The sequence below is a fragment of the Enterobacter sp. ECC-019 genome (assembly GCF_043974075.1).
GTDB lineage: Bacteria > Pseudomonadota > Gammaproteobacteria > Enterobacterales > Enterobacteriaceae > Enterobacter > Enterobacter asburiae_D.
Map to the genome: position 1 here is coordinate 4,306,671 of NZ_CP143759.1, position 12,304 is coordinate 4,318,974.

At 52.5% G+C, this 12,304-nt stretch carries 14 protein-coding genes and 1 other RNA gene; 10 read left to right on the top strand and 5 right to left on the bottom strand.

All coding sequences use genetic code 11. The annotated features are described in order from the left end of the window. Positions 1-299: 299 nt before the first annotated feature. Complete coding sequence (gene ffh / locus V1566_RS20330) at positions 300-1,661, bottom strand: signal recognition particle protein (RefSeq protein WP_014884878.1); 1,362 nt, start codon at positions 1,659-1,661, stop codon at positions 300-302. A gap of 166 nt (positions 1,662-1,827) precedes the next feature. Here ffh and V1566_RS20335 point away from each other — a divergent pair, with 166 nt between their 5' ends. Together V1566_RS20335 and V1566_RS20340 are read left to right on the top strand one after the other, a co-directional pair. Then, on the top strand, positions 1,828-2,619 hold the full coding sequence (locus tag V1566_RS20335; RefSeq protein ID WP_014884879.1) for an inner membrane protein YpjD: 792 nt from the start codon (positions 1,828-1,830) through the stop codon (positions 2,617-2,619). Positions 2,620-2,638: 19 nt separating this feature from the next. Beyond that, a complete protein-coding gene (locus V1566_RS20340; RefSeq protein ID WP_395306021.1) occupies positions 2,639-3,925 on the top strand; it encodes an HlyC/CorC family transporter in 1,287 nt (428 codons plus the stop codon). Positions 3,926-3,978: 53 nt separating this feature from the next. On the opposite strand, the gene grpE is transcribed toward V1566_RS20340, so the two are convergent. After that, on the bottom strand, positions 3,979-4,572 hold the full coding sequence (gene grpE / locus V1566_RS20345; RefSeq protein WP_023308880.1) for a nucleotide exchange factor GrpE: 594 nt from the start codon (positions 4,570-4,572) through the stop codon (positions 3,979-3,981). Between the two features lie 122 nt (positions 4,573-4,694). Here grpE and nadK point away from each other — a divergent pair, with 122 nt between their 5' ends. The 3 genes from nadK to bamE all read left to right on the top strand — a co-directional run bounded on the left by nadK (position 4,695) and on the right by bamE (position 7,797). Then, entirely contained in the window at positions 4,695-5,573 is an 879-nt protein-coding gene (gene nadK, locus V1566_RS20350; RefSeq protein ID WP_008502500.1) for an NAD(+) kinase, read from the top strand. 85 nt (positions 5,574-5,658) lie between these two features. Next, on the top strand, positions 5,659-7,320 hold the full coding sequence (recN, locus tag V1566_RS20355) for a DNA repair protein RecN (RefSeq protein WP_395304460.1): 1,662 nt from the start codon (positions 5,659-5,661) through the stop codon (positions 7,318-7,320). A gap of 138 nt (positions 7,321-7,458) precedes the next feature. Beyond that, on the top strand, positions 7,459-7,797 hold the full coding sequence (gene bamE, locus V1566_RS20360; RefSeq protein WP_023308883.1) for an outer membrane protein assembly factor BamE: 339 nt from the start codon (positions 7,459-7,461) through the stop codon (positions 7,795-7,797). 108 nt (positions 7,798-7,905) lie between these two features. Here bamE and V1566_RS20365 read toward each other — a convergent pair whose 3' ends face one another. Then, positions 7,906-8,193: an RnfH family protein gene (locus tag V1566_RS20365; RefSeq protein WP_023308884.1), complete on the bottom strand. Its 288-nt coding sequence runs from the start codon at positions 8,191-8,193 to the stop codon at positions 7,906-7,908. After that, the gene (locus V1566_RS20370; protein WP_024908332.1) at positions 8,183-8,620 is read right to left on the bottom strand and encodes a type II toxin-antitoxin system RatA family toxin; all 438 of its coding nucleotides are present in this window, start codon (positions 8,618-8,620) and stop codon (positions 8,183-8,185) included. Before V1566_RS20370 ends, V1566_RS20365 begins: the two co-directional genes overlap by 11 nt. A 156-nt stretch (positions 8,621-8,776) precedes the next feature. On the opposite strand from V1566_RS20370, the gene smpB reads away from it, so the two are divergent. The 5 genes from smpB to V1566_RS20395 all read left to right on the top strand — a co-directional run bounded on the left by smpB (position 8,777) and on the right by V1566_RS20395 (position 11,770). Further along, on the top strand, positions 8,777-9,259 hold the full coding sequence (gene smpB / locus V1566_RS20375; RefSeq protein WP_008502505.1) for an SsrA-binding protein SmpB: 483 nt from the start codon (positions 8,777-8,779) through the stop codon (positions 9,257-9,259). An 89-nt stretch (positions 9,260-9,348) separates the two neighbouring features. Next, positions 9,349-9,712, top strand: a transfer-messenger RNA (tmRNA) gene (gene ssrA, locus V1566_RS20380). Positions 9,713-10,294: 582 nt separating this feature from the next. Further along, a complete protein-coding gene (locus tag V1566_RS20385; protein ID WP_071993592.1) occupies positions 10,295-10,474 on the top strand; it encodes a hypothetical protein in 180 nt (59 codons plus the stop codon). Continuing rightward, on the top strand, positions 10,437-11,261 hold the full coding sequence (locus V1566_RS20390; protein ID WP_063418432.1) for a hypothetical protein: 825 nt from the start codon (positions 10,437-10,439) through the stop codon (positions 11,259-11,261). Before V1566_RS20385 ends, V1566_RS20390 begins: the two co-directional genes overlap by 38 nt. A gap of 242 nt (positions 11,262-11,503) precedes the next feature. After that, positions 11,504-11,770 carry a DinI family protein gene (locus tag V1566_RS20395; protein ID WP_045354872.1) on the top strand — a complete coding sequence of 89 codons (267 nt, stop codon included), beginning with the start codon at positions 11,504-11,506 and terminating at the stop codon, positions 11,768-11,770. 98 nt (positions 11,771-11,868) lie between these two features. On the opposite strand, the gene V1566_RS20400 is transcribed toward V1566_RS20395, so the two are convergent. Continuing rightward, positions 11,869-12,303 carry a tail fiber assembly protein gene (locus V1566_RS20400; protein WP_395304461.1) on the bottom strand — a complete coding sequence of 145 codons (435 nt, stop codon included), beginning with the start codon at positions 12,301-12,303 and terminating at the stop codon, positions 11,869-11,871. Position 12,304 lies beyond the last annotated feature (1 nt).

The window sequence follows — 12,304 nt, forward strand, 5'->3', positions numbered from 1 at the left end:
GTGTGAATAAAACAACCGGGCCCCATCGAGGAACGGAGCCCGGGTGTCATATTAAAAGCCCGAAAATTTTACTGATTTTTGGGGAAAATGCAATCAGCAGTTGATAAGTCTGCTGTAAAAGGCCGTCGGCGGTGCAGCCAGTTTGGCGTCGGCGAGCGCGCAGAAAGCGGAGCGTACACGTAGTACGTGAGCATTTACTCGCTCCGCTCGCCCTTCGGGCCGCCCTAAAGGGCGTTCAAAACACTATGGTGTTTTGTCGAGCACTCCCCGGCGTCAAAATGGCAAACAAGCCAGGCCGATCAACGTCCAGGGAATCCTGGCGGCATCATGCCTTTCATACCGCGCATCATCTTCGCCATGCCGCCTTTCTTCATTTTCTTCATCATGCGCTGCATGTCGTCGAACTGTTTCAGAAGGCGGTTAACGTCCTGCACCTGCATGCCGCAACCGGCTGCGATACGGCGTTTACGGGAACCTTTGATGATGTCCGGGTTAGCGCGTTCTTTGAGGGTCATCGAGTTGATGATCGCCTCCATACGCACCAGCACCTTGTCATCCATCTGCGCTTTCACGTTGTCAGGGATCTGGCCCATGCCCGGCAGTTTGCCCATCAGGCTGGCCATGCCGCCCATGTTTTTCATCTGACGCAGCTGCTCGAGGAAGTCGGTGAGATCGAAACCGTCGCCTTTTTTCAGCTTACTGGCCAGCTTCTCGGCCTGCGCGCGGTCAACCTTGCTCTCGATATCTTCGATCAGCGACAGCACGTCGCCCATGCCGAGGATACGGGAGGCAATACGATCCGGGTGGAACGGCTCCAGCGCTTCAGTTTTCTCGCCCACGCCGAGGAATTTAATCGGCTTACCTGTGATGTGACGAATGGAGAGCGCCGCACCGCCGCGGGCGTCACCGTCCACTTTGGTCAGCACCACGCCGGTTAACGGCAGCGCTTCGTTAAACGCTTTCGCGGTATTCGCCGCATCCTGACCGGTCATGGCGTCGACAACGAACAGGGTCTCTACCGGGTTGATAGAGGCATGCACCTGCTTGATTTCGTCCATCATCGCTTCGTCAACGTGCAGACGACCGGCGGTATCCACCAGCAGCACGTCGTAGAATTTCAGCTTCGCTTCTTTCAGCGCCGCGTTAACGATGTCGACAGGCTTCTGCGCCACGTCGGACGGGAAGAAATCTACGCCGACCTGCTCGGCCAGGGTTTCCAGCTGTTTGATCGCCGCCGGGCGATAGACGTCCGCAGAGACCACCAGCACTTTCTTCTTGTGCTTTTCACGCAGGAACTTACCCAGCTTACCGACGCTGGTGGTTTTACCCGCACCCTGCAGGCCCGCCATCAGCACCACGGCCGGTGGCTGAGCCGCCAGGTTAAGCACCTGGTTCTCTTCGCCCATCGCCGAAACCAGTTCATTACGAACGATTTTGACGAACTCCTGACCCGGGGTCAGGCTCTTGTTAACTTCATGACCAACCGCCTTCTCTTTTACGCGGTTGATAAAATCACGAACAACCGGCAACGCGACGTCTGCTTCCAGCAGCGCCATGCGCACTTCGCGCAGCGTTTCCTTGATGTTCTCTTCAGTAAGGCGTCCGCGGCCGCTGATGTTGCGCAGCGTGCGCGACAAACGATCGGTTAAATTATCAAACATTGTCTCTCGCCTGAGTAGAAACGTTGGGCCGCCATGGGCGACACATACACAGAATTTTGCCGGAGTATAACATGAAGGCGCCTTTGTTGTTATGCAACGGTTGGAGCAGGCGTCACGTAACGTTATACTGCTTCTCTTTCTTATTAAGACAACTGTCGATGCCTATATGCCTGTTTTCGCACTGATCGCCCTTGTTGCCTACTCTGTCAGCCTCGCGCTGATCGTTCCCGGACTGCTGCAAAAAAACAGCGGCTGGCGGCGCATGGCTATTCTTTCCGCGGTGATCGCACTGATTAGCCACGCGTTTGCGCTGGAATCACGCATAATCCCCGGCGACGGCAGCGTGCAAAACCTGAGCGTCCTCAACGTCGGCTCACTGGTCAGCCTGATGATCTGTACGGTAATGACCATCGTCGCGTCTAAAAATCGCGGCTGGCTGCTGCTGCCGATTGTCTATACCTTCGCGCTGATCAATCTGGCTCTCGCCACCTTTATGCCTAATGAATTCATTACGCATCTTGAGGCCACCCCGGGGATGCTGGTGCATATCGGCCTGTCGCTCTTTGCCTACGCGACGCTGATCATCGCCGCGCTTTACGCCATGCAGCTCGCCTGGATTGACTACCAGTTGAAAAACAAAAAGCTGGCGTTTAACCATGAAATGCCGCCGCTGATGGTCATTGAGCGTAAGATGTTCCATATCACCCAAGTGGGCGTGGTGCTGCTGACGCTGACGCTCTGCACGGGCCTGTTTTACATGAAGAACCTGTTCAGCGTGGAGAACATCGATAAAGCGGTGCTCTCCATCATCGCGTGGTTTGTCTATATTGTCCTGTTATGGGGTCATTATCATGAAGGCTGGCGCGGTCGTCGCGTGGTCTGGTTCAACGTCGCGGGCGCGGGCATTCTCACTCTTGCCTATTTTGGCAGCCGCTTCATACAGCAATTTGCTGGCTAAGTAACAAAAGGAGTTCCCCCTGGAACACATCTCTACCACCACGCTGATCGTTATCCTGATCGTCATGGTGGTCATCTCCGCCTATTTCTCCGGCTCGGAAACCGGCATGATGACCTTAAACCGCTACCGGTTACGTCATCGCGCTAAGCAGGGTAACCGTGCCGCACGTCGCGTTGAAAAACTGCTCCGCAAGCCGGATCGCCTGATAAGCCTGGTGCTCATCGGCAACAACCTTGTCAATATTCTTGCCTCCGCCCTCGGCACTATTGTCGGGATGCGCCTGTACGGCAACGCCGGGGTGGCGATTGCCACCGGCGTGCTGACGTTCGTGGTGCTGGTGTTTGCCGAAGTGCTGCCGAAAACCATCGCCGCGCTTTACCCTGAGAAAGTCGCCTACCCGAGCAGCTTCCTGCTGGCACCGCTGCTGATCCTGATGATGCCGCTGGTCTGGCTGCTGAACATGGTGACGCGCGTGCTGATGCGGATGGTGGGAATCAAGGCCGATGTCACCATCAGCAGCGCGCTCAGCAAAGACGAGCTTCGCACCATCGTGCATGAATCCCGCTCGCAGATTTCCCGACGCAATCAGGACATGCTCCTGTCGGTGCTGGATCTGGAAAAGGTGAGCGTAAACGACATCATGGTGCCGCGTAACGAAATCGTCGGTATCGACATCAATGACGACTGGAAAGCCATCGTTCGCCAGCTGACGCACTCCCCGCACGGGCGCATTGTGCTCTATCGCGACTCGCTGGATGACGCCATCAGCATGCTGCGCGTGCGCGAAGCCTACCGTCTGATGACCGAGAAAAAAGAGTTCACCAAAGAGGTGATGCTGCGCGCCGCCGACGAGATTTACTACGTGCCGGAAGGAACCCCGCTCAGCACCCAGCTGGTGAAATTCCAGCGCAACAAGAAGAAAGTCGGCCTGGTGGTCAATGAGTACGGCGATATTCAGGGGCTGGTGACGGTCGAAGATATTCTGGAAGAGATTGTCGGGGACTTTACCACGTCAATGTCGCCTTCCCTCGCGGAAGAGGTCACCCCGCAAAACGACGGCTCGGTGCTGATTGACGGTAGTGCGAACATTCGTGAACTCAACAAAGCCTTTAACTGGCATTTGCCGGAAGATGAGGCTCGGACCATTAACGGGATGATTCTGGAAGCGCTGGAAGAGATCCCGGCGGCGGGCACACGGGTACGCATTGAGCAATACGATATTGATATCCTGGACGTGCAGGACAATATGATTAAGCAAGTGAAAGTCCTGCCCGTTAAACCCCTGCGCGAAAGTATCGCTGAGTAAGGCTGTAGGCCGGGTGAGGCGAACGCCGCCACCCGGCACTACGGATGGCCAAATTACGCTTTCGCTTTCGCCACGGTCACCATCGCAGCGCGAATGGTACGGCCGTTCAGGGTGTAACCTTTCTGCATCACGCCCAGCACTTTACCGGCTTCCACCTCTTCGGACTCGACCATGGCAATCGCCTGGTGAACGTTTGGATCCAGCGGTACGTCGGTATCGGCAATCACTTCCACGCCAAACTTACGCACCACGTCGAGCATGGATTTCAGCGTCAGTTCGATACCTTCGATCATCGCCGCGTTGTCCGGATTCGCTTTGTCAGCCACTTCCAGCGCGCGATCGAGGCTATCAATTACCGGCAGCAGTTCGTTGACGAATTTCTCCAGCGCAAATTTATGCGCCTTCTCAACGTCCTGCTCGGTACGACGACGCAGGTTTTCCATTTCCGCCTTGATGCGCAGAACACCATCGCGTTCGCGATTCTGTGCTTCTACCAGTTGGGCTTCCAGATTCGCAATTTTTTCATCGCGCGGGTCCACCTGCTCAGCAGATGCGTCTGGCTCTACAGCCTCAACTTCATCGTGCTGTTCCGTGATAATTTCTTCAGGGGCTTGCCCCTCAGGCGTTTTCTGTTCTTTACTACTCATGAATTTCTCCGCGTTTTTCTGCATTCATCTCGCTAACTTCGCTTATTATGGGGATCAGTTTCCGGGATTCAAGGGAACAAGACAGATTGTCATCATTCATCAGGCACAAGGACCTCCAGAAAATGAATAATCATTTCAGGTGTATTGGGATAGTCGGGCATCCGCGTCACCCTACCGCACTAACGACACATGAAATGTTGTATCGCTGGTTGTGTAGCAAAGGCTATGAAGTGATGGTCGAGCAGCAGATTGCCCAGGAGCTGCAGCTCAAGAGCGTCAAAACCGGCACGCTGGCGGAAATTGGCCAACAGGCCGATCTCGCCGTGGTGGTGGGTGGCGACGGCAACATGCTCGGCGCGGCCCGCACGCTGGCGCGCTATGACATCAAGGTCATCGGCATCAACCGTGGCAATCTCGGCTTTTTAACCGACCTCGACCCGGACAATGCGCAACAGCAGCTGGCCGACGTGCTGGAAGGCCACTATATCAGCGAAAAACGCTTTTTACTGGAAGCGCAGGTGTGCCAGCAGGACTGCCAGAAGCGCATCAGCACCGCGATTAACGAGGTGGTCCTTCACCCCGGGAAAGTGGCGCACATGATCGAGTTCGAAGTCTATATCGACGAAATCTTTGCCTTCTCCCAGCGTTCTGACGGGCTGATTATCTCTACCCCGACCGGCTCAACCGCCTACTCGCTTTCTGCCGGCGGCCCGATCCTGACGCCTTCGCTGGATGCCATCACCCTGGTGCCAATGTTCCCGCACACGCTCTCCGCCCGCCCGCTGGTCATCAACGGCGACAGCACGATACGTCTGCGCTTCTCGCACCGCCGTAACGACCTGGAGATCAGCTGCGACAGCCAGATAGCGCTGCCGATCCAGGAAGGTGAAGATGTCCTCATTCGTCGGTGTGATTACCACCTGAATTTGATTCATCCGAAAGATTACAGCTATTTCAACACATTAAGCTCGAAGCTTGGCTGGTCAAAAAAATTGTTCTGATTTTGCATCCAGTACTTTACTGTATAAAAAACCAGTTTATACTGTATGAAAACACAGTTATGGTTTTTCATACAGGAAAACAATTATGCTGGCACAACTGACCATCAGCAATTTTGCCATTGTTCGTGAGCTTGAGATCGATTTCCACAGCGGCATGACGGCGATCACCGGGGAAACCGGTGCAGGTAAATCCATTGCCATTGATGCCCTCGGCTTGTGCCTTGGCGGCCGCGCCGAGGGCGACATGGTGCGCATGGGCGCAAACCGTGCCGACCTGTGCGCCCGTTTCTCCCTAAAAGACACCCCTGCCGCCCAGCGCTGGCTGGAACAGAACCAGCTTGAAGATGGGCATGAGTGTTTACTTCGCCGCGTGATCAGCAGCGACGGTCGTTCACGTGGCTTTATCAACGGCACGGCGGTTCCGCTTTCCCAGCTTCGCGAACTCGGCCAGTTGCTTATCCAGATCCACGGCCAGCATGCGCACCAGCAACTCGTCAAACCAGAACAGCAAAAAGCACTGCTGGATGGCTATGCGGGTGAGTACGCGCTTACTCAGCTTATGGCGGAACACTATCGCCAGTGGCATCAGAGCTGCCGTGAACTTGCCCAGCACCAGCAGCAAAGCCAGGAGCGCGCCGCACGTGCGGAGCTGCTGGCGTACCAGCTTAAAGAGCTGAACGAATTCAACCCGCAGCCGGGTGAGTTTGAGCAAATCGACGAAGAGTACAAACGCCTGGCGAACAGCGGCCACCTGCTCTCAACCAGCCAGAATGCACTCAACCTGCTGGCGGATGGCGAAGACGTGAACCTGCAGAGCCAGCTGTATAACGTCCGCCAGCTGATTACCGAACTGGTCGGCATGGACAGCAAGCTTTCTGGCGTCCTGGATATGCTGGAAGAAGCGGCCATTCAGATCTCCGAAGCCAGCGACGAACTGCGCCACTACTGTGAACGTCTGGATCTCGACCCGAACCGTCTGTTTGAGCTGGAGCAGCGTATCTCCCGTCAGATTTCACTGGCGCGCAAGCACCACGTCACGCCGGAAGAGCTGCCAGGCTACTACCAGTCTCTGCTGGAAGAACAGCAGCAGCTTGACGATCAGGCTGACTCGCAGGAAACCCTCTCTCTGGCAGTGAACCTGCACCATGAACAGGCGCTGGCGACAGCACAAAAGCTGCATGACATCCGTCAGCATTACGCCCAGGAGCTAAGCCAGCACATCACCGACAGCATGCACACGCTGGCGATGCCGCACGGTGTCTTCACCATTGATGTCCGCTTTGAAGAGAACCACCTGACGGCGGAAGGTGCGGACCGCATCGAGTTCCGCGTCACCACCAACCCGGGGCAGCCGCTGCAGGCTATCTCCAAAGTGGCCTCCGGCGGTGAACTGTCGCGTATTGCGCTGGCGATTCAGGTGATTACCGCGCGTAAAATGGAAACCCCGGCGCTGATTTTCGATGAAGTGGATGTCGGCATCAGCGGCCCAACGGCAGCGGTGGTGGGTAAACTGCTGCGCCAGTTGGGCGAATCAACGCAGGTGATGTGTGTCACTCACCTACCGCAGGTCGCGGGCTGTGGTCATCATCACTTTATCGTCAGCAAAGAAACCGACGGTGAAATGACCGAAACGCACATGAAGCCGCTGGATAAACGCGCGCGCCTGCAGGAGCTGGCACGCCTGCTTGGCGGCAGCGAAGTCACGCGTAACACGCTCGCTAACGCGAAAGAACTGCTGGCGGCATAAACTTTTTCGGGATCTCAGGGTCATACAGAACAACAAAAACGCCGCCAGACCGGTTTCAAAGTGGGGCAAGGTCTATTATCATCGGCATATTACATATGAGCCGCGTTCTGCTCGGGCCCGAAAAGGAATCAAATCACTATGCGTTGTAAAATGCTGACCGCTGCCGCAGCGGTTCTTCTGATGTTGACCGCAGGCTGTTCCACTCTGGAGAAAGTGGTTTACCGTCCTGACATCAACCAGGGGAACTACCTTACCCCTAACGATGTGTCCAAAATCCGTGTGGGGATGACACAACAGCAGGTCGCTTATACACTGGGAACCCCGATGATGTCCGATCCGTTCGGCACTAACACCTGGTTCTATGTATTCCGTCAGAAGCCGGGCCACGAAGATGCGACCCAGCAGACCCTGACGCTGACCTTCAGCAGCGCCGGCGTGTTGACCAACATCGACAACAAGCCTGCCCTGACCAAATAATCAGAAGTCAGAAGTGCAAAAAGGTGCTCATTGAGCACCTTTTTTGTATCTTAATTCTTGCGCAGAATCGTAGCCCCGGTAAGCGAAGCGCCACCGGGGGAGAAAGCGCTACTTACCCGCCTTCTCCGCACGCTGACGACGCAGCTCTTTCGGGTCGGCAATCAGCGGACGATAAATCTCCACCCGATCGCCCTCTTTCAGCACATCACCCAGCTTCACCGGACGGCTGTAAATCCCGACCTTATTCTTCGCCAGGTCGATATCGCTGCGAAGCTCAAGGATGCCGGACGCGCGGATAGCCGCCTCAACGGTTGCCCCCTCTTCCAGCGTCACGCGCTGCAGATACTGCTTCTCCGGCAGCGCGTACACCACTTCTACAGCAATCTTATGCGACACTGTAAACCTCTTTGGCGCGGGTGGTGAACGCCTGAACCATATTGGACGCCAGCTCTTTAAAGATGCGGCCAAACGCCAGCTCAATCAGCTTATTGGTAAATTCAAAGTCCAGCTGGAACTCGATGCGACAGGCGTCAGCGCTCAGCGGCGTAAACTTCCAGCCCCCCATCAGGGTTTTAAACGGACCATCCACCAGATGCATCAAAATACTCTGATTGCTGGTCAGCGTATTGCGGGTGGTGAACGTCTTGCTGATCCCCGCTTTGGAGACATCCACCGCCGCGGTCATCTGCGTCGGGCCGGACTCCAGAACGCGGCTCCCGGTGCATCCCGGAATAAATTCTGGATAAGACTGAACATCGTTCACTAACTGATACATTTGTTCCGCGCTGTAAGGCACAAGCGCAGTACGGCTAATCTGAGGCATAGCATTTCCCATGGTCACACAACGGACAAATAATAACATTTATCACCTGTTAAAAAAACGCTAAGCCTCATCTCGTGCTAAGATAGCGCGTTAGACCTCACAGGACGCAATGAGGTGACTTTTTGAAATCAGATTACCGACGGCTTTACGACACTTATGACGAAGAAAAAAGCACATAAACCAGGCTCGGCGACCATTGCGCTCAACAAGCGTGCTCGCCACGAGTATTTCATTGAAGAAGAATTCGAAGCTGGCCTTGCGTTGCAGGGCTGGGAAGTAAAATCGCTGCGCGCGGGTAAAGCCAACATCGGCGATAGTTACGTGATCCTGAAAGATGGCGAAGCCTTCCTGTTCGGCGCGAACTTTACGCCGCTGACTGTCGCCTCCTCACACTACGTATGTGACCCAACGCGCACCCGAAAGCTGCTGCTGAACAAGCGTGAGCTGGAATCCCTCTATGGACGTATCAACCGTGAAGGTTTCACCGTGGTCGCCCTGTCGCTGTACTGGAAAAACGCCTGGTGCAAAGTGAAAGTTGGCGTCGCGAAGGGTAAAAAACAGCACGACAAACGAACTGACCTGAAAGAGCGCGAGTGGCAGTTGGACAAAGCGCGCATCATGAAAAACGCAGGACGTTGATTCTGCACACTTATTGTACTATTCAATAAGTTAGCGTTCCGGGCTGGTATCCAGGAAGTGAAATCTGGTATACTTAGTCCAACACTATTGGGGCTGATTCTGGATTCGACGGGATTTGCGAAACCCAAGGTGCATGCCGAGGGGCGGTTTGCCTCGTTAAAAGCCGCAAAAAAATAGTCGCAAACGACGAAAACTACGCTTTAGCAGCTTAATAACCTGCTCTGAGCCCTCTCTCCCTAGCTTCCGCTCTTAAGACGGGGATCAAAGAGAGGTCAAACCCAAAAGAGATCGCGTGGAAGCCCTGCCTGGGGTTGAAGCGTTAAAACTAATCAGGCTAGTTCGTTAGTGGCGTGTCTGTCCGCAGCTGGCGTGCGAATGTAAAGACAAACTAAGCATGTAGTACCGAGGATGTAGAAATTTCGGACGCGGGTTCAACTCCCGCCAGCTCCACCACTTTTGATAGGACTGCAACCGGACAGCGGCTATAAAAACAGCCACTTACGGACACTGACCAGACAGCAGACAGACCGAGAAAAGACAAAAATATGCACGTAAAATGCACGTGCACTTTAAAAGAACCCCAGATCTAACGGTCTGGGGTTTTTCTATTTGTAACTAAGGGTAACAAAAATACATTCTTTCAGGTCTAAACCTAATGACTTTTATTTACCAGTCATGCTGGGTTGTCAAAGCTAGTGCAGCGGCTACCGAGAAGCCAAAGTAAAATTGAAACCAATGCTAGCAAAGAGACTAAACGACCAACGGCTGCGAAGGGAGCCAGAATGCAAGAACGTGTGCTGCACAAATTTTTTTGAAGAGCTTGATACATTCCATATCTTCGAGGTCTTTGCGCCCTCTTAACTCGATAAATCACCAGGTTACCTACTTCTGTAGTTCGTGGTAACTTAGTGTCAGTTCACGTTTTATGCTGCTATTACGTTGTTGTGCCACTTCTCCGCGTGTTGATCAGGTGAAGGTTGCATTGATACTGTTTAGAGAACATAATTTAACCAAGATGCTCTCTGGAGAACTGTCATGATTCGCAAGTTAATTAAAAAGCTTACTTCTGATGCACCCAAAGCAGGTGTAGATGAGTTGCAGCAAATTTATGACGAAATCGAAGCTCAGCAACAGCGGATAGCTCAGGAAAAAGCGAAAATAAAAGAGGAGCATGAGGATGGTTCAAGACTCACAAAACATAGATTCACTATTTGATTTTTTGTATGTAGATAGAGAAAGAGTAGGTTCTTTAACCGCCCAACTATTCCCGTCAGGTGTCCTTAGTACCATAAAGCAAACATCATCCACGTCCGAAAGCGACCAGAAAGAACTCAAGGGTGGAATCCCCCTTATAAGTGCGAAGACAAATGCAGGGGAAGCATGGGCCAGATCTCAAGAAAGACTTTTCGATTCTTCATGGAGCCTTCCTTTAAATCTTATCGATAAACTGGATGAGTTATCCCTGATTCAAGACAATGTTTCTAAGTCGCATTTAGGCCAGATCATTATAGCTACCGGAAAAATTAAACTTTTCGATGTTAAAATGGTTCATGACATCATGCCTATTTTCAAAAAAATTAAACAGGATGAGTTAAAAAGCGCTAAGAATGTAACTCAAAAACAATCAATCAAAGAAGAGATAAACAATGCTGATAACGCAATTGGTATGCTATCTCTTTTGCCGTTTTCTACCCAAATCGAATTTTCTGATGAGCAAGGTAATTTATTTTGGATGTCAGTTAAACCTGACGATTTAACAATAGACTCTGGTAATTTGACTCTCAAATATGGTCCGCGGATTCCGGGTGATTGGCATGTTGTTGGCTTTATCGATGCTCACCCTGAAGAAGAGATCACGGCCCCAGAACTTTCTGATGGTTTTCCATCAAATGAATTGAAAGAAGGTATGGATGGGATGCTACACACTATAAGGGAACTAATGGGGCGCAGCCCGCAATCCTATGGGTTAACCCCATTGCTTATCTTCAGAAAAGTATCTTAGCACACATTAGCCTAGCTAGCTTTATTCTCGCTGGGCTTCTTATAAACGCCTTTTTCTTTCTTCTACATTTTTAATTCTAATGTGTATGCACTTTAAAACCTCCCCGAACTCACAGCCTAATCCTTCCATTTATCTGAGAATCACAAAACCAGCTACCTCTCTAACGCTCAACTCGCCTTGACACTGTTTATTTTTACAGTAAAAATACTGTATACAACCACAGCGGTTTTCCGGAGGCTTTTATGTTCGTTGAACTGGTTTATGACAAGCGAAATGTAGAGGGACTTGAAGGGGCCAGAGAGATTATCCTGGCGGAGCTGACGAAGCGAGTGCACCAGATCTTCCCTGATGCCGAAGTGAGGGTGAAGCCGATGCAGGCGAACGGCTTGAATAGCGATGCCAGCAAAAGCGATCGGGAAAAGCTGAACCGCATGCTGGAGGATATGTTTGAAGAGTCCGATATGTGGCTGGTATCTGAGTTCCCGACAGTTCGCCAGGTTGGCCTGTAGATACTGTTCAGGTAATATTTCCCACGTTTGCTCGGGCATTAACACCCGGCAAACAGCCGCCGCCCATTCTTGCATACGACGGGCGGCGACATTCTCTTTTATGCAGGTTTTTCAGGCCATGCAATATCCGGAGCGGTAGATGTATCAACCATTTCCAGCACATCGAGATAATCAAGCCAAAGATTGTACTGCGCCTTTTCAGTATCGTTAAGCCTGCCCATAACAGCTTTTCCGGGCCACTGCTTACTGTTCATATACTCGTTAGCCTGATCAATTCGGGATTGTTTTTCGGCGTCAGCTCCTGCTATCAGCTCCTGCTGGGTAGGTGGAGGAATATCTTTCCAGACAGGAAGGCCATCAATATCAGAGCCAAGAACCTTATTTACTGGCTGATTTGACGGATGGTAAGTTTGCGCCACCTCTGCCGATATTTCTACTGCATCGATAGGCCATGAATTTGATTCAACGTATGCATCATATAAAGCATCAGTGTAAATCGCTTTATTAGACGCGGAAAAATAATATTTAAACATA

Excerpts from the sequence above, each read along its gene's own strand:
- ffh (WP_014884878.1), bottom strand. The coding sequence starts at position 1,661 with ATGTTTGATAATTTAACCGATCGTTTGTCGCGCACGCTGCGCAACATC.
- V1566_RS20335 (WP_014884879.1), top strand. The coding sequence starts at position 1,828 with ATGCCTGTTTTCGCACTGATCGCCCTTGTTGCCTACTCTGTCAGCCTC.
- grpE (WP_023308880.1), bottom strand. The coding sequence starts at position 4,572 with ATGAGTAGTAAAGAACAGAAAACGCCTGAGGGGCAAGCCCCTGAAGAA.
- nadK (WP_008502500.1), top strand. The coding sequence starts at position 4,695 with ATGAATAATCATTTCAGGTGTATTGGGATAGTCGGGCATCCGCGTCAC.
- recN (WP_395304460.1), top strand. The coding sequence starts at position 5,659 with ATGCTGGCACAACTGACCATCAGCAATTTTGCCATTGTTCGTGAGCTT.
- bamE (WP_023308883.1), top strand. The coding sequence starts at position 7,459 with ATGCGTTGTAAAATGCTGACCGCTGCCGCAGCGGTTCTTCTGATGTTG.
- V1566_RS20370 (WP_024908332.1), bottom strand. The coding sequence starts at position 8,620 with ATGCCTCAGATTAGCCGTACTGCGCTTGTGCCTTACAGCGCGGAACAA.
- smpB (WP_008502505.1), top strand. The coding sequence starts at position 8,777 with ATGACGAAGAAAAAAGCACATAAACCAGGCTCGGCGACCATTGCGCTC.
- V1566_RS20385 (WP_071993592.1), top strand. The coding sequence starts at position 10,295 with ATGATTCGCAAGTTAATTAAAAAGCTTACTTCTGATGCACCCAAAGCA.
- V1566_RS20390 (WP_063418432.1), top strand. The coding sequence starts at position 10,437 with ATGGTTCAAGACTCACAAAACATAGATTCACTATTTGATTTTTTGTAT.
- V1566_RS20395 (WP_045354872.1), top strand. The coding sequence starts at position 11,504 with ATGTTCGTTGAACTGGTTTATGACAAGCGAAATGTAGAGGGACTTGAA.
- V1566_RS20400 (WP_395304461.1), bottom strand. The coding sequence starts at position 12,303 with ATGTTTAAATATTATTTTTCCGCGTCTAATAAAGCGATTTACACTGAT.